Annotated in this window: 19 protein-coding genes; 3 read left to right on the forward strand and 16 right to left on the reverse strand. The window is 36.4% G+C overall.

What is annotated here, in order from left to right:
- Nucleotides 1-16: 16 nt before the first annotated feature.
- The 9 genes from D612_RS0109765 to D612_RS0109805 form a co-directional block, all read right to left on the reverse strand.
- Nucleotides 17-1,258 (reverse strand): ABC transporter substrate-binding protein, encoded by a 1,242-nt coding sequence (locus D612_RS0109765; protein WP_017755281.1) that lies wholly within the window; start codon nucleotides 1,256-1,258, stop codon nucleotides 17-19.
- Nucleotides 1,259-1,352: 94 nt separating this feature from the next.
- Entirely contained in the window at nucleotides 1,353-2,414 is a 1,062-nt protein-coding gene (locus D612_RS0109770) for a branched-chain amino acid ABC transporter permease (protein WP_017755282.1), read from the reverse strand.
- Nucleotides 2,415-2,417: 3 nt separating this feature from the next.
- Entirely contained in the window at nucleotides 2,418-3,302 is an 885-nt protein-coding gene (locus D612_RS0109775; RefSeq protein WP_017755283.1) for a branched-chain amino acid ABC transporter permease, read from the reverse strand.
- On the reverse strand, nucleotides 3,302-5,209 hold the full coding sequence (locus D612_RS0109780) for an AMP-binding protein (RefSeq protein ID WP_017755284.1): 1,908 nt from the start codon (nucleotides 5,207-5,209) through the stop codon (nucleotides 3,302-3,304). The genes D612_RS0109775 and D612_RS0109780 overlap by 1 nt, the downstream gene beginning before the upstream one ends.
- Before the next feature lie 26 nt (nucleotides 5,210-5,235).
- Nucleotides 5,236-6,006: an ABC transporter ATP-binding protein gene (locus D612_RS0109785; RefSeq protein ID WP_017755285.1), complete on the reverse strand. Its 771-nt coding sequence runs from the start codon at nucleotides 6,004-6,006 to the stop codon at nucleotides 5,236-5,238.
- A 522-nt stretch (nucleotides 6,007-6,528) separates the two neighbouring features.
- A complete protein-coding gene (locus tag D612_RS0109790; protein ID WP_017755286.1) occupies nucleotides 6,529-8,496 on the reverse strand; it encodes a TRAP transporter permease in 1,968 nt (655 codons plus the stop codon).
- Nucleotides 8,483-9,013 (reverse strand): DUF1850 domain-containing protein, encoded by a 531-nt coding sequence (locus D612_RS0109795; RefSeq protein WP_017755287.1) that lies wholly within the window; start codon nucleotides 9,011-9,013, stop codon nucleotides 8,483-8,485. Before D612_RS0109795 ends, D612_RS0109790 begins: the two co-directional genes overlap by 14 nt.
- A gap of 101 nt (nucleotides 9,014-9,114) precedes the next feature.
- The gene (locus tag D612_RS0109800) at nucleotides 9,115-10,122 is read right to left on the reverse strand and encodes a TAXI family TRAP transporter solute-binding subunit (RefSeq protein WP_017755288.1); all 1,008 of its coding nucleotides are present in this window, start codon (nucleotides 10,120-10,122) and stop codon (nucleotides 9,115-9,117) included.
- A gap of 184 nt (nucleotides 10,123-10,306) precedes the next feature.
- Entirely contained in the window at nucleotides 10,307-11,596 is a 1,290-nt protein-coding gene (locus D612_RS0109805; protein ID WP_017755289.1) for an ATP-binding protein, read from the reverse strand.
- 203 nt (nucleotides 11,597-11,799) lie between these two features.
- Between D612_RS0109805 and map the strand changes: the two genes are divergently transcribed.
- The 3 genes from map to D612_RS0109820 all read left to right on the forward strand — a co-directional run bounded on the left by map (nucleotide 11,800) and on the right by D612_RS0109820 (nucleotide 14,037).
- On the forward strand, nucleotides 11,800-12,543 hold the full coding sequence (map, locus tag D612_RS0109810; protein ID WP_017755290.1) for a type I methionyl aminopeptidase: 744 nt from the start codon (nucleotides 11,800-11,802) through the stop codon (nucleotides 12,541-12,543).
- 248 nt (nucleotides 12,544-12,791) lie between these two features.
- Entirely contained in the window at nucleotides 12,792-12,962 is a 171-nt protein-coding gene (locus D612_RS19275) for a Fur-regulated basic protein FbpA (RefSeq protein WP_017755291.1), read from the forward strand.
- A 208-nt stretch (nucleotides 12,963-13,170) separates the two neighbouring features.
- A complete protein-coding gene (locus D612_RS0109820; RefSeq protein WP_017755292.1) occupies nucleotides 13,171-14,037 on the forward strand; it encodes a hypothetical protein in 867 nt (288 codons plus the stop codon).
- Between the two features lie 87 nt (nucleotides 14,038-14,124).
- Here D612_RS0109820 and D612_RS0109825 read toward each other — a convergent pair whose 3' ends face one another.
- From D612_RS0109825 to D612_RS0109855, 7 genes are all read right to left on the reverse strand, one after another.
- Nucleotides 14,125-14,295: a YvrJ family protein gene (locus D612_RS0109825; protein ID WP_017755293.1), complete on the reverse strand. Its 171-nt coding sequence runs from the start codon at nucleotides 14,293-14,295 to the stop codon at nucleotides 14,125-14,127.
- Between the two features lie 58 nt (nucleotides 14,296-14,353).
- On the reverse strand, nucleotides 14,354-14,575 hold the full coding sequence (locus tag D612_RS0109830; protein ID WP_017755294.1) for a DUF2922 domain-containing protein: 222 nt from the start codon (nucleotides 14,573-14,575) through the stop codon (nucleotides 14,354-14,356).
- Between the two features lie 37 nt (nucleotides 14,576-14,612).
- Entirely contained in the window at nucleotides 14,613-14,834 is a 222-nt protein-coding gene (locus tag D612_RS0109835; RefSeq protein WP_017755295.1) for a DUF1659 domain-containing protein, read from the reverse strand.
- A gap of 136 nt (nucleotides 14,835-14,970) precedes the next feature.
- Nucleotides 14,971-15,201, reverse strand: a complete 231-nt coding sequence (locus D612_RS0109840; protein WP_017755296.1) for a thioredoxin family protein — start codon at nucleotides 15,199-15,201, stop codon at nucleotides 14,971-14,973.
- A 73-nt stretch (nucleotides 15,202-15,274) separates the two neighbouring features.
- Nucleotides 15,275-16,225 (reverse strand): permease, encoded by a 951-nt coding sequence (locus D612_RS0109845; RefSeq protein ID WP_017755297.1) that lies wholly within the window; start codon nucleotides 16,223-16,225, stop codon nucleotides 15,275-15,277.
- Between the two features lie 23 nt (nucleotides 16,226-16,248).
- Complete coding sequence (locus tag D612_RS0109850) at nucleotides 16,249-16,584, reverse strand: ArsR/SmtB family transcription factor (RefSeq protein WP_017755298.1); 336 nt, start codon at nucleotides 16,582-16,584, stop codon at nucleotides 16,249-16,251.
- Between the two features lie 100 nt (nucleotides 16,585-16,684).
- Complete coding sequence (locus D612_RS0109855; protein WP_017755299.1) at nucleotides 16,685-17,344, reverse strand: response regulator transcription factor; 660 nt, start codon at nucleotides 17,342-17,344, stop codon at nucleotides 16,685-16,687.
- Nucleotide 17,345 lies beyond the last annotated feature (1 nt).

The following is a 17,345-nucleotide window of genomic DNA, read 5'->3' on the forward strand; positions in this document are numbered from 1 at the left end:
TTTCTAAAAACAAATCTTAATAACCGATGTAATCAGTTATAATTTCAAACTTACCATTTTTCACTTGTGCAAGACGAATTTGATTCGTTCCAGCATGGTTATCAGCTGAGAAAGAAACAGGAGCCGCAAGACCACCAAATTCCAAATTATTAATCTTTTCTAAACCAGCACGAATTCCTTCGCCAGTTGTCGGATCATCGGCAAGTCTTACTCCTTCAACCATAATTTTCGCTGCCACCCAGCCTTGAACAAATTTCTGATTCTTATCCTCAAGCTTCTCGCCTTTACTTTCAAGGAATGTTCTAATTTCTTCTAACCCAGGTAGGTCCTCATATGGGAATGCATGTGTGATAACGCCGATAAATCCTTCAGCTGCATCACCTGTGATAGGAAGTAAACCTTCACCAGCAGCCCAGTTTAATCCGATAAATTGTGTGTCAATTCCTAGCTTCTTTGCATCTTTTAAAATTGTCGCAGTTGCTCCCCAAGTTTCTTGGATAATTGCATAGTCTGGATTTTTCTTTTCCATATTTAATAGTTGTGGTGTAGCATCTAAAGACTGTAAATCTACGATTTGCTCATCAACAACTTCAATACCGAGCTCTGCTGCAAAGTCTTTTGCATCTTGAATTGGTGATTTTCCAAATGCAGTATCATTGTATAGTAATGCTACAGTTGGTGTTCCACCAGTATGATTATCTTTAATCCATTTTAAAGCTGAACGAGCTTGGTCTGAATAAGACGCAGCTGTTAAGAAATTGTACGGACTTTCATCCATGTTTTTCAAGTTCTCAGAATAAGATGCTGAAATGAATGGCAACTTATCTTGTGCTACTAACTGACGAAGGGCTTCTGTATCACCTGTACCCCAACCTAAAATAGCTGCCACTTTATCTTTAGATTTTAACTTTTGATAAAGCTTAGTAGCTTCAGGAATACTATAAGCATAATCGTCACCAATTAACTCTAATTTGTAACCATTGACTGGGCCTTGTGTTGCTAAATACTCAAAATAAGCTTGTTCCCCTTCTGCATATGGCGTACCAACATCACCAGTTCCACCAGTTAAGTCAAAAAGACCACCGATGTTAATTGTACCTTTTAATTCTTCAGCAGCTGCTGGCTCCTCTGTTTGCGTCTCTGCGTCATTATTAGCAGGTTCAGCTGGTTGTGTAGCTTGCTGCCCACCTCCTGAACATCCTACTAGCATTCCTATTGCTAGTACAAACATTAAAATCATTGACCAAACTTTCTTCATTCTGCTCCCCCTTATCTTTTTATCATTTAATTTTATTGAAATACCGACAAGGTTGATCCTTATCGATTATCTCCAAAATAACAGTACTGCCTGTTTAATAAGAATATGGCCATAATTTAAAGTAATCTTTAATATTTTGCCATATTTTCGCTAAACCCTGCGGCTCATAAATTAGGAAGAGGATAATGACTAAACCGAAAACCACTTCTCTCATGCCAATTAAAACATCTGCCAAATCCGGGAAAATCCCACTAAAAACTTCAATGACTGCCCGAAGCACAACTGGCAATAATGTGATAAAAACTGCACCATAGATAGAACCGAAAACACTTCCTAATCCGCCTACCAAAATCATTGCTAAATACTCAATTGAGACAGCAGTACTATATAGCTCAGGACTTACAACCATCATGTAGTGGCCAAGTAAAGCACCTGCAATCCCTACAAAGAAAGAGCTAACAGAAAAGGCGATGACTTTATATTTAAATAGGTCTATTCCCATAACCTCTGCCGCTACATCCCTGTCCCGAACAGCAATGAATGCTCGGCCAACTCTTGAGCGAAATAGATTAAGTGTAAATACGGTAGTTGCTACTAAAATGACAAACATCAAGTAATAGTAACTAGTTTCACTACTAAATGAAAAACCTGCCAATTCCGGGCGGGACATGACAATTCCTGCTGTTCCACCTGTTAATGAATCCCATCTAGAAATGACAAATAATATGATTACCTGGGCAGCTAATGTTGCAATCGCTAAATATAATCCTTTCAAGCGCAAAGCTGGAAAGGCAAAAACAGCTCCAACTAACGCAGTAATGATTCCTGCAAGTGGCATAGCGAGCCAAAAGCTCATCCCAACTTTAGTCGTTAAAATTGCAGATGTATATCCACCAACACCTAAAAACGCACCAACACCGATTGAAATTTGCCCTGTAAAACCTGTTAAAATGTTAAGTCCGATTGCTCCAATTGCACCGATTCCACATAACGTCGCTAAGCCCACGATATAATCAGAAGCAAATATCGGAAATATCGTAAACAGGGCAACGATTGCAAATATTCTCATCCTAACTCTAGGTATTGTCCATATCGCCATATCTTGTTTGTAATTAACATGGAATTCACCACATTCCATGACAAATGGGTTCCTCATTGACTACACCCTTTCTATTTCTTTTTTGCCAAACAATCCGTATGGCTTAAACATCAAAATAAATACAAGGATAATAAATGGCATGACTTCTTTTAATCCGCCACCTACTAGAGGATCTAAATACCCACCAGTCATACTCTCAATGATTCCAATAATGATACCACCAATAATGGCACCTGGAATACTATCAAGGCCACCTAAAATCGCGACAGGTAGAACTTTTAAACCTATAACAGATAATGATGCGTTAACCCCATTAATATTTCCTAATAACACGCCACCTACAGCTGATACAATTGCAGCAATGGCCCAAGCAAATGCAAAGATTGTCTTAACGCTTATTCCCATTGACATTGCTGCTTGTTGATCATCCGCAGTTGCACGCATCGCAATTCCCATTTTTGAATATTTGAAGAAAAACGTAAACAAAAGGAGCATCACTATTACTATTGCGAGCGACCATAAATAAACTGGTGCAACAACAACACTTCCTAGGTGAACAGGTTCAACCGGAAAAATCTGAGGATAAACACGCGTTTCATGCCCCCAAATGATATGAACTAAACCTACTAAAACACTTGATAGTCCAATCGTTGCCATAATAAGCGAAATGATTGGCTCCCCAATAAAAGGTCGAAGTACTATTCGTTCGACCGCAAAACCTAAAGCTGCACTAAAAAGCAGGGTCAGCATTAAGGCTGGAATAAACGGGATATTATAGCTACTAATGAGTGTTAGACACACATATGTACCAATTAAGAGAAATTCTCCTTGTGCAAAATTTATTGCATCACTAGATTTATAGATAAGAACAAAACCCAATGCGACAAGTGCGTAGACACAACCTACTACAATTCCTGTTACTAGCATTTGTAGAAAAAACGTCATTATGCGGCCCCCTCTCCTTCTGGTAGTGCAATTACTCTCAATGTAGTGCGAATAATTTGTTCTTTTCCATCTCGATACCTAATTCGTCCTTCGACATTTATCTGATCATTCGATGAATATAATCCTTCTATTAAGTCTTCATATTTTTTTGCGACAAATTGTCGGCGTACCTTTTTCGTACGTGTTAATTCCTCATCATCGGCGTCGAGCTCTTTATAAAGAAGAACGAATTTTTTAATTCTTGCTTTTTCAGGTAATGTCGGATTAATCTCATTCACTTGCTTTTGAATTAATTCAAGTACTTCAGGCTTTGAAGATAAATCTGTATAGGTTGTATACGTAATTTGGTTTTTCTCTGCGTATCTTCCAACATTCTCCATGTCAATATTAATAATGGCGACAACATATGGCTTCCCACGTCCAATTGCAACCGCTTCTTTTATATATGGACTAAATTTCAACTTATTTTCAATAAATTGTGGTGAGAACATCTCTCCCGTATCTAAGCGAATAACATCCTTGACGCGGTCAATGATGTAAAGATGACCTTTTTCATCGAGATGACCAGCATCACCGGTATGCAACCAACCATCTTCAATTGTATCCTTCGTTGATTTTTCATTTTTATAGTAGCCTTTACAAACACTAGCACTTTTTATAAGAATTTCACCTTCATCAGATATTTTTACTTCTGTACCTGGGAGTGGAACTCCGACGCTATCAATTTTTATATCACCATCGCGGTGAACAATCGCAATCCCGGATACTTCTGTTTGTCCATAAATACTTTTTATATTGACACCGATACTATGGAAAAATCGAAAAACATCTGGACCGAGCGGTGCACCACCTGTGTAAGCCCGCCTCATTCTTAACAAACCGAAATGATCCCTGATTGCACTAAACATGAAATAATCAGCAATTTTGTATATAAATTTTGTCCCGAAGCTAACTGGTAGATTGTTTAGGTGTGCGTCAGCTACCTTTTCTCCGATCGGAAGACACCATTCATAAAACTTTCTCTTTAGCCAGCTTGCATCCTGGATTCGCACTTGGAACCGAGATAACATATCTTCATAAATTCGTGGAGGCGAAAACATTAAATGAGGTCCAATTTCTCTTATATTCTCTAAAACAGTTGTTGGTTCTTCAGGGAAGTTGATCGTTATTCCATTATATAACCCCATTGCCATCGACATCATTTGCTCACCAATCCACGCTAAAGGTAAGAATGATAGATACTGGTCGGATGGTTCTAATGGATCAATGGAAGATAAATTCTTCGCCATTTCAAATAAATTTTTATAAGTTAACATTGTTGCCTTCGGATTCCCTGTCGTTCCAGACGTATAGGAAAAAATTGAAATATCCTCCCACGAGCCAAGACTCAGCTCGCTTTCAAACAGTTCAGGCTCCTCATTGGCAAGTATTGTTCCTTTTTCTTGTACTTCTTTAAAAAATAGCAAATTATCAATATTATAGTTTCTCATTCCTCGGTCGTCATAATAAACAACCCACTTTACATTTGGAATTTCATCTTTAATCTCCAAAATTTTGTCAACTTGTTCCTGGTCTTCAACAACAACAAAGGTCGCATCTGAATCATTCAGAATATAGCTGATCTCTGCAGGTAAAGACTCTTGGTAGATCCCCACTGATACTCCACCTAAGCTTTGTGCAGCTAGTTCACTAAATATCCATTCAGGTCGATTATCTCCAATAATGGCTAGCTTTTCGCCCCTTTTAAATCCTAACTTTTTAAAACCGAGCGCTAAAAGTTTTACTTGTTCTAAAAAATTCGCATATGTGTATTCGTTCCAAATTCCAAAATCTTTCTCTCTTAAAGCTACTTTTTCACCCTCATTTTTAGCTCTTTGTAATAATGCTTGAGGAAATGTTGCGTTCATCACCCGAGCTCCCCCTTTATCATTCATTATCCAGTTTGCTCTTCTCCTAAATATGCTTCAATGACTTTTGGATTATTTTGAATCTCACTCGGAGTTCCATACCCAATTAATCTACCAAAATCTAAAACGGCAATATGATCCGACAAATCCATGACAACACCCATATCATGCTCGATTAAAATAATCGTTGTATTCATTTCTTCATGAATATCAATAATATAGCGGGCCATGTCCTCTTTTTCTTCTGTATTCATACCAGCCATCGGTTCATCCAATAATAAAAGCTCTGGGTCTAGCGCTAACGCACGCCCCATTTCTACACGCTTTTGTAACCCATACGCTAATGTTCCTACAGGAGTATTACGGATATCCTCTATTTCTAAAAAGTCAATGACATTTTCAACGTGGCGTCGATGCTCAATCTCTTCTTTTTGTGCTTTTCCCCAGTAAATTCCTCCTGCAAATACACCGGTTTTCATCCGAACATGTCTACCAAGCATTAAGTTGTCCAATACTGAAAGATGCGGAAATAGTTCAATATTTTGAAATGCCCTTGCAATCCCTAGAGCAGCTCGTTTATGTGGCTTTAAATGATTTATTTGTTGTCCATCGAAGTGAATATAACCTTCACTAGGTCGATATAGACCACTTATACAATTCAACATACTTGTTTTCCCAGCCCCATTAGGGCCAATTAAAGAAAAGATTTCACCTTTCTGTACATCGAAGCTCACTTGATTCAGAGCCACAACTCCTCCAAATCGTAACGATACGTTTTTAACTTCTAGAATCCCCAAATCTTCCCCCTCCTTGTTTCCCCTTAATAATGTAAACGTTTTCTCAAATTTTGCCTAAGAAGAAAATTTGTTAAATGAATCAGTACTTCTGTTTATTTGTTTGTGATTTCCTTGTTTTGGTTCAATCTTAAGATCAAAACCACCTTTTGAATATTCAAAATTTTAAGAATCCTTTAATTACTCTATCATTGTTCGTTCGTTTTGACAACACAATTTTATAATAAATTTATAATATTTTTACTTTTAATACTATAATTGCATACAATATATATGTTCAATCCATTTATCTGTATGCAAAAATTTTATATCTATTAATACCAACAACGTGTTTATCACTTTAAGCAAGAATTAGCTAGATTTATAGAATACTTTAATAACAAACGAATTTAGGCAAAATTAAAAGGCATAAGTCCAGTACAATACCGAACTCATGCCCTACGAGCTACCTAATGAAATAACCTGTCTAGCTTTTGGAAGTTACTTCAATAGAATTATTCTTATTAACATGTTCTGAAAATTTTTTTAATTCGTTTGAACGTTTTGTTTTTGTTCTTTATCTTTCTTAATAAAGATTTGTAATAATAATAGGACAATAAAGATTGCTAGTCCATATAAATCAGTATGGCCATTTGGATCAATTAGTAATAACCCTGCTGGGATTGCAACAAGTCTTTCAACTACGAGAAGTTTCCTAAACCAATAACCAATAACCCCTGCACCGATCACTAGCATACCACATATTGCGGTAACTGTTACCCAAATAATCTGCATAAAAGTAGCATCTATCATTAATAGTTCAGGCGATAACACAAAAGCATAAGGAATGATAAATGCTGCTATTGCTAGTTTAGCAGAATTTACTCCTGTTCGTATCGGTTCTCCACCAGAAACACCGGATGCAGCGAATGCCGCTAATGCAACAGGTGGCGTTATATCGGCAATAATTCCGAAGTAGAATACAAATAGGTGGGCAGATAAATCCGGCACCCCGAGCAAAATAATTGCTGGCGCTGCTATCGTAGATGTAATAACATAGTTAGCGGTAGTTGGGGAGCCCATCCCTAACACGATTGCGGCAAGCATAGTTAGCATTAATGTTGGAATTAATGCACCGCCAGCCAAATCAACCAAACTATTAGCTAACTTTAAACCTAAACCAGTTTTTGTAACAACCCCTACAATCATACCAGCTGCAGCGGTTGCTACAGCAACACCAAGAGCTGATCGCGCACCATCAACTAACGCTTGAATCATATCCCAAAAGCTAATCCGCGTATCTTTACGGATTGCACTAACTAAGATCGTAATTAAAATTGACCAGAGTGCAGCACGCATTACGCTCATACCTGTCATTAACAAAATAATAACAGCAAATATTGGCATCAATAAATAGATCTTCTTAAATACCTCTTTACGATTTGGCATTTCTTCGTCACTTAGTCCGCGTAAGCCAATTCGTTTTGCTTCAAAGTGAGTCATTACCCATATCCCAGTAAAGTAAAGTAACGCAGGAATTGTTGCCGCCTTGGCAATATCCCAATACGAGATTCCACCGCCGATAAACTCAACCATCAAAAAGGCAGCAGCCCCCATTATTGGCGGCATGAGCTGACCGCCTGTTGATGCAGCAGCTTCAACAGCCCCAGCAAATTCCTTTTTGTAGCCTAACTTTTTCATCATTGGAATTGTAAAAGCTCCAGATGTAACTACATTGGCTACAGAGCTTCCACTAATCGTACCTTGGAGAGCACTTGAAAAAATCGCAACTTTTGCTGGTCCACCAGTACGTTTCCCTGCTATCGACACAGCGAGATCATTGAAGTATTGACCAACTCCAGTTTTCACAAGAAATGCTCCAAATAGTAAGAATAAGAAAATAAAAGTTGCGGATACTCCAATTGGGGTACCTAAAATCCCTTCAGTGGTATAAAACATCGTTTGGACTAATCGTTCTAAATCTAATCCTCGATGTGCCAAAAAACCTGGCATATATGGTCCAAATAAAGCATAGGCAAGAAATGATCCGGCAATTATTGTAATTGGAAGACCAACTGCTCGTCGAGTTGCTTCAAGGACAAGAATTATTGCTAGTAATCCTACGTAAAAATCAAGATCAGTTAATCGTCCAACACGCATTACTAATTCCTGAATCTTTATAGGCCAATAAGCACCAACAATAATACCTAAAATAGCTAAAATTACGTCATACCAAGCAATTTTATGGTTCTTTTTACGCAACTTTTTACTTGCTGGGAACAATAAAAAAACTAAAGCAAGCGCAAAGCCCAAGTGAATGGAACGTTGTAATTGTGCAGTTAAAACACCAAAAATCCCTGTATATAATTGAAATAAAGAGAATGATAATAACATCATAAAAACAATCCAATAAACAGGTCCACCGAGTTTTCTTGTAGCCGATTCTGGATCGTACTTTTCCAACAACTCTTGTTGTTGTTCAGCTGATAATGTTTCAACTTTATTTTGTTCCAAGGATATTCACTCCTTTCATTTGCTGAATTAATGATAATTTATCTGGCTTTATGCGAATCAATGTCCCTGGTTCTACAAAATTTGACATTGGATATACCCTTTGTTTATATAAAAGGCGGTGATTCGCCCTAACTTTCCCAGTTCGCAAATCAAAATACGGAAAAACTCTCTGCATATTTTTTATATAATACTTTCCATCCTTCTGCAAAAACTTCTCACCGGCTTCTGCATTGGAAGGCATACCTATTGCAAAATCTTCATACATTAATTCATATTGGATTATTTTCTGATCATTACTTATTTTGTAGCTTTCCACCACATCAGATAAATGGATAGAATGGGTGTACATTATTTGGAAATTTTTTTGGTCAGTAAAAGGAAGATACGCAAGCACCCTTTTAGTATGTTGGTCGTAAAGGACTAGTGAGTCCTTATACGGGATGAAAACCAGCAAAATAATGAGCAATAAAAAGATGGGGATGAAAACGATGATTCTATATCGATAAATTTTATTCAAGTACAATCCCACCCACGAAATCAAATACATAGAATATTATACAACATAGGATAGACCGCAAAGTGCAGCCTATCCTATGATTGTCTTTTATGATAGGTTTATTACTTACCTACACCTATTTCATCATAGTATTTTTGTGCACCAGGATGTACTTCAATACCAACACCGTTCAAACCATTTTCAGCTTTAATTAATTCGCCTTTAGCGTGAGTGATTTTATCAGTGTTTTCAAAAATAGCCTTTGTCATCGTATAAACTAAATCTTCAGAAAGATCATCACGACATACAAGCATTGCCTGAACTGCAACAGTAGAAACTGGTTCAGTTAGACCATAAATGCCTGCAGGAACTTCGTCTTTAGCATAGTATGGATACTTTGCGATTAGTTCATCAATTTTTTCTTGGGTAATCGGTACGATGACAACATCTTCAGTAGCAGCTAAGCCTTCAACTGCACCAGTTGGAGCACCAGCAGTAATGAATGCTGCATCGATTGAACCATCTTGAATACCACCAGTTGATTCATCAAATGATAGGTTTTGAGCTTTAAGGTCATCAAATGTAAGACCATGAATTTCTAAAACTTGTTGTGCATTTGCAAGTACGCCTGAACCAGGAGCACCTACAGAAACAGTTTTGCCTTTCAAATCTTCTACTGATTTAATACCAGATTTAGCTGTAGTAACGATTTGAATCGTCTCAGGATATAATGTTCCAATTGCTTGAACATTGTCTACTACATTGCCTTCAAACATTAACTTACCTTCTTTTGCATATGATGCAATGTCAGTTTGAGAAAAAGCAATCTCTGCATTGCCGTCTTTAAGGGTAGTCATGTTTTCAGCTGATGCACCTGAAACTTCAGCATTTGTTTGAATACCAGTAGCATCTGAAATAATATTTGCTAAAGAACCGCCAAGTGGATAGTATGTACCGCCAGTTCCACCAGTTAATAGACTCATAAATTTCGGTGCTTCAGTCTGAGCTGGAGCTTCACCCTCTGACTCTGCAGGTTGTTCTTGAGTCTGATTACCGCCGCCACATGCAGCTAGAAACATAGAAAGCGTTAACAACATTATTGTTGCCAACAGAAAACTCTTTTTCTTCATTTGATATCCCCCTTATTTTTATTTGATACGGACATTATTGTATCATAAAAAATCTCTAAACTGTCAAATTTAAAAATGTTTTAAATAATAAAAATATTCGTTTAAATTTTACCACTGAACCTATATTCAGAAATAAAAAAAGTGGTAAATCAAACGACTTTCCACTTAGAAGTATGCTCCTTACCTATGATACATCTTTTTTTATATTGTTCGTTTGAACATTACTTTCCCTTACTGGAAGCTGTAACATGAAGCACGTACCTTTTCCAACTTTACTTTCAACCTCAATTACACCGTTCATAGATTCAATGATTCGATATACGACCATCATTCCGAGACCAGTTCCTTTCATACCTTTTGTTGAAAAGTATGGTTCCCCTAACCTGCTTACCTGCTCTTCAGTCATGCCAATACCTGTGTCCGCAATAAAAATCGTCATAGTGGAACCTTCGACATCAGTGTGAACTGTTAACTCACCGCCATTAGGCATTGCTTCAATCGCATTTTTAAATAAGTTGACAAAACATTGCTGAAATCTGGATTTTTCCCCTTTTATCATTCCATTGCATAAATGAGAACGAATGATAACATTATTCATATTTGCAAGTGGCTGAATAACATCAAGGGCACGTTGTAATTCAACTTTAACTTGAAATGTTTCTATCTTTTCAGGCAGTGGCTTTGCAAACGTTAAATAATCACGAATAATGGCCTCTGCACGGTCCATTTCGGCTATCGAAATATCAATGTAATTAATATAACGTTCAGGAACGTCTTCTTCACGTAATAGCTGCATAAATCCTCGGCTCGTTGTTAATGGATTTCGGACTTCATGAGAAATACTTGAAGCTAAGTGACTTACCGCCTCTAGCTTTTCATTACGAATCAACTGTTTCTGAACTAACTCGTGATGTATGGTATCTTCAACAATTTTGCTCGTAACCCATCCTCCAACCATGTATGCAATTATATAGCCTAACCATGCCTCCGTATTTAACAAGTTTATCGGGTTCATGATTTCTGATATTGATACTGCAGCAACTGCAGCAATAAGAGATAAAATAACAGAAAACGTTATTCTCTCCATAGTGTTCATAATTTGAAAACGCTTATAGGTTAATACCATTAAAACAACAACAGGTAGAAGTACTACAATAGTGGCATAAAAGCCAGCACCAGTACCTAAATAAAACCGATAGGCAATAGATACGAGTGATAATCCGACTGCTATAAATGGCCCCCCATATAATCCGCCGATTATTAGGGGAATGTATCGTAAATCAAATATGAAGTTATTGTTTACGTGAATCGAAAATGTCATGCATAATAGTACTCCTAGCGTTGAAAAAGCAAACACAAATACCCCTTTAGTTTTATTCGAGTACTCTTTATTTCTTGTCCAAAATTGATAAAGTAATACTAAGAAAGTGATAAAAAATAAATTAGGTGAAAGCTCTTTTATAAATAAATACATTTCTTTCCCTCTCCCAAAAAATATCCCAACTAAAAGTATTCGACAGTAATATTTTTATACCTTTTAACAATTACTATTTTTTATATTTTATAGGAAATTAAGGAAAACGAATTAGGAAGTTTTGACTACTTTCTATTTTTGATTATTTCTTAAAAGGGTTATAATTAAAGAAATGATTATTTAACTGTTTAGGAGGAGAAAAATTGGTTGTTACTACAGAAGAAGAATTAGAAGCCTTAAAAAAAATCGGAAAAATCGTCGCAACTATTCGAGATGAAATGGTTAAAAATACAAAGCCGGGTATTACAACAAAAGAACTAGATTATATTGGTGAACAACTATTTGAAAAGTACGGTGCTATTTCAGGTCCTAAAGGTGAATATGATTTTCCTGGGTTTACATGTATATCTGTTAATGAAGAGGTTGCTCATGGCATTCCTGGAAACAGGATTATAAAAGCAGGTGACCTTGTAAATATTGATGTGTCTGGTTCAAAAAATGGTTATTTTGCTGATACAGGAATATCTTTCGTTGTAGGCGATAATAATCCTAAATTAGTGGAGCTTTGTGATGTAACGAAAAAAGTGTTTGAAGCTGGTTTAAAAAAAATTAAAGCAGGCTCCAAGTTTAACGGAGTCGGGAAAACTGTATTCAATACTGCAAGAAAAAACGGATATACCGTTATAAAAAATCTAACAGGTCATGGTATCGGGAAGTCGTTACATGAAGAGCCTGATCATATTTTAAATTATTTTGATCCTTGGGATAATGCGCTTTTTAAAGAAGGAATGGTTATTGCTTTTGAACCTTTCGTTTCAACAAATGCAGAAGAAGTATTTGAAGAAGCTGATGGCTGGACGTTTGTTACTAGAGATAAAAGCTTTGTCGCTCAATATGAACATACATTAATCGTTACAAAAAACGAACCAATTATAATAACTGCATGAGTTCATTGCTACAAGAAATACAAAGGGATAAGCAAAAGTCATTATTTCATACTTTTGATTATCCTTTTTATCTCTGTTTAAGTATATAAACATTAAATTAAATACAGACTTTTCTTTATTAACGAGATTTTCCCATATTGTATATTCATTTTTTTCAATATAGATAAAATTATTGACAATATTTTTTATATAACTTATAATTTTTATTGTAAACGCTTACAATAGTAAAAAGGAGTGATCGAGTGAATATGTTAATACACAACTCAATAGAAAAAGATCATATCATCGATATCCTTTTAGATAATGGATTATTTAAAATGCCAGATGGACGTCAATTGTATGAAGCAAGTGAGCACGAACTAAAAAAAATAATATGTACTAAAATTGATAACGGATTTCCCTTTTGCTCAATTTCCTAATCATTATTCTATATTTTACAAATAACTTGGCCTGTACAAGAGGTCAAGTTTTTTTGTGTTTGTTTTTTATGAGATTCGTAATTAAGCTATCATTGTCCTGTTTGTCGCCTTATAACTTCACTTTCCCCTCCAACATATTCAAGTATTTTACAGTCTGAAACTACTTAAAATATAGTTGTATCTTGAAATGTGTGGAGCTGAGTAGTTAATGATAAACAAAAAAAGATTCGTTCTAATATTTTTTGTTTCCATACTTACGCTTATGAATTATAAAATTGTAAATGCAAGTAGGACTACCTTTATTCAAGAAGATATATCCCCTTTTTTCATTAGTTTTCAAGTAAAAATGGAAAAATGGCGGGATGTAGACCACCTCATACCGAAATATTCTACATTTCAAGTAATTGATTATGAAACTGGTGCATCATTTTCAGTACAACGCCGTGCTGGTTCAAAACACGCGGATGTTCAACCTCTAACAAAAAAAGACACTGAAATCTTTAAAAAAATTTATAACGGCCGATGGAGTTGGAACAGAAGAGCCGCTTTAGTTTTAATTAATGACCAATTAATTGCCGCCTCTATGCACGGTATGCCCCACGGAGCGGGTGCATTGATAAACGGATTCCCAGGTCATTTTTGTATTCACTTTTTTGAAAGTACAACCCATAGTTCAAACGTTCCAGATTTCGATCATTATTTAATGATTTTGCGTTCCGCTGGTAAACTTGATGAATACTTGGACAAAATCAATTCACATGATACCGCTAATGTTTTATTCACAGCACTGAACAACAACGATTTTAATCTTATTAAAAGTGTGGTAGTAATAGAAAAAAAAGATATGGGGGAGTTGTTAAAGCTTACAAATAACGTCGAGGGAATACGGTGGCGAATAGATAATGTTAATGATGTTGGCTCAGAATTAGTAAGCTTTTCACTACCAGTTGAAGTAAAGATACACATTAAGGATAAGGGATTGTTGAGGAAAAACCTAGAATTGCAAGTGATGAGAAACTCCCCTTTTGAAAGATGGAGGATCGATAGCAGTTCTTTATTAAGACTATTTGAATAGGAATAACGACTTAACACGATTAAATTGATAAAATTGGGGCTGTCAGATAAGGACAGTCCCTACAACTATTTTTAACGAGCAAAATATTTATAATGATTTTTTCGAGTTTATTAGAAACGCCGGACCGTTTATTCGTTCCGGAAGCTCTACAATTGATTTATTTAACGTATCAAGCTTCACCTCTATGCGATGAAGCAAATAAAACGTTACTACAATAGGAAAACTATACTCTTGAATAACCGCCAGCCATTGTTCCATTTAAGTCACTCCCTTCAAGTAAAATCAAAGGGAGCAAAACTGCCCCCCCTTTTTGTAATTACAATCCTAACTCCACTTCATTTACATTTCGTTCGACTATCCGAGCACCTTTTTTTGCTACGTAGTCACCACCAGTGGAAGTAAAAATGTTCTCTGTAAGGATTGTATCCATTGCAGAAGAAACCGCTGCTACGTTAACCGGTTCGATCGGATCATCAATTGAAATTGTAGCCGTTTTGCCCTCTAAATTTGTAAATTGTAACTCAAGCTTTTTACTCACATCATCCCCTCCTTCCTATTTAAAATTTTGTTATTCATTATTCCGCAAGAATTTCGTAGTTGCTGTTTCTTTGGACGCTCGCCAAAGCATGCTGCTGTAAGCCAGCAATTGCCTGCGCTACCGCTTGAATACCATTAGGTGCTGCTGTTGTTTTTAAATTATTGTAGTTCTTATTCTTGATGATCGGTTCACCATGTTCGTCAACACCTACATTGTATTCAATATGAAGTTGACTATCGTTCATAACTTCTACAGCCATCTTTATCACCTCCTCAACTAATAAATAGCTACCCAAACGAAAAAAGGGACGAAAAAATAAAAAAATCAGCCACTTCTTTTTGGAAATGGCTGATTTTCAAATTTAAATAATATCAATAATTTTATGATATTTAAGCTTATGATAGCTTTTCTTTTACTTCTCCAACAGTTAACAGCTTCCCTGTAGACACTACCTTTTCATCGATGACAAGTGCTGGCGTGCTCATTACACCATACTTCATAATCGTTGGAATGTCCTCAACCTTTTTTACTTGTGCATTGATCCCTAATTGTTCTACAGCTTCTTGCACATTGACCTCTAATTCCTTGCATTTTTTGCAGCCTGTCCCTAATACTTTAATGTTCATTATTTCTCTCTCCTCGTATAGTATATTTAATCCTTTTTGAACAACCACATACTAATGTCAGTTCACGGCTTGCTTATAAAATGAGATTGAACCCATATCCGATAATAATAATACCAATTGAAACAACGCCTGCAAATACTCCGATAAGCTGTGGCTTCATTAATTTACGAAGTAAAATCATTTCTGGAAGTGAAAGTGCAGTAATTGCCATCATGAATGCTAACGCTGTCCCAGCAGCAACCCCTTTTTGCATGAGTGCTTCGACGATCGGCAATGACCCCACTGCGTTTGAATACAATGGTACACCAAGTAGTACTGCAACTGGAACAGCAAATGGATTATTTTCTCCCGCATACTTAACGAGTAATTCTTCCGGTGCATACCCGTGTATAAAAGCACCAATACCAATCCCTATCAGAATATAGAGCCAGATTTTTTTCACGGTTTCAATGACGTTTTCTTTCGCGATGCTAAGGCGGTCTCTCACAGTTAATTGCTCCATAGCAGCTTGCTCACCCATTTTGATTTCATAAACGTAAGACTCAACATATCTTTCAAGCTTTAAGCGCCCAATAATGGCACCAGCAACAATTGCTAACACGACACCGACAATTATGTATAACACAGCAATCTTCCAGTCAAACATTGAAAACAACATAACTAATGAAATCTCGTTAACTATCGGTGAAGAAATTAAAAACGTAAACGTAATTCCGAGTGGGATCCCTGCTTCTACAAAGCCAATAAATAGAGGCACTGTTGAACATGAGCAAAACGGTGAAACAACCCCTAAAAGGGCTGCTAACACACTAGCCACTCCTTTTCTTCTTCCTTGCAGCCACATTTTCACTTTCTCCGGTGGAAAATAGCTGCGTATATAGGAAATGATAAAGATCATCACTGCAATAAGAGCTAGAATTTTCGTTGTATCATATATAAAAAAATGGACAGCTCCGCCAAATTTTGTTGCAGTTGACAATCCAAATATATCTTCTACAAGCCAGTCAGCTAACATTTTGAACATAATTATCCTTCTTTCTCTCTTCCTTATAAGTAGGGAGCTACTTCCTCTTTATTTAACGAGAAAATCGTAAATTTTCCTTCTTTTCGAGAATGAATAACGGCTCCTCGTTCAAGTACCTTCAAGTGATGACTAACTGTAGAAGCAGGTACATCTAGACCGGATACAATTTCACACATGCAAAGATCACTGACATATAGCATGCCGATTATTTTTAGACGGGTTTCATCACCGAGCGCCTTGTAAAAATCCGCCTTCACTCTTACCTTATTTTCATCGTTCAAAAGTACAAGCTGTTTCTGTGACTCGTCCACAATTTGTTTTGTTTCATCATCATTCCGAACATTCCATGTGTTTGTCATCATAATCACTTCCTTTTATATGTTATTATAAAACTAATTTTATAGTTTTGAAATATTAAGTTGTGACAAAAAAATGAACCCTAGTAATGATGGGCTCATCTTACAATTCATCTTCAATTGATAAAATTCCATGCTTCAACGCAAATCTAACGAGCATTGAGCGCTTATTAGCACCGGTCTTTTCCATGATTCTAGCTTTATACGTTTCAACTGTTTTAATACTCACATCAATTTCATCGGCTATTTCTTTTTGGGTATAGCCAAGCGCAATGTATTTTAAAACTTCGATTTCGCGCTGACTCAAAAGTTCAACCTCATCAATTGTATCTTCCTGTTTTATACCAAGTTTCGTTTTGTATAGTGCTGGCATTAAAGTTGGGTAAATATAATTTTCACCACGTAAAACGGTACGGATCGCAGTCACTAATTCGGTGTCGACCGCTTGTTTTAACACATATCCACTAGCACCTGCAGCAAGCCCCGCTTTCAAATAGGCTTCATCAGAGTACATCGTCAAAATCAATATTTTGATCTGATTATTATGTTTGTGTATCTCACGCGTTGCCTCAATACCATCCATATCAGGCATACTCACATCCATAATAATAATGTCAGGTTGGATATCGGATACAATTTCTATAGCTTCTCTTCCATTAGATGCTTCACCAATAATAGTAAAATCGTTTTCTGATATCAATATGTTTTTTAGCCCTGACCGAAAAACAGGGTGATCATCTACTAACAATACTTTCGTTTTCAAG

The organism is Calidifontibacillus oryziterrae, assembly GCF_000331575.1.
GTDB classification, from domain to species: Bacteria; Bacillota; Bacilli; order Bacillales; family Bacillaceae_J; genus Calidifontibacillus_A; species Calidifontibacillus_A oryziterrae.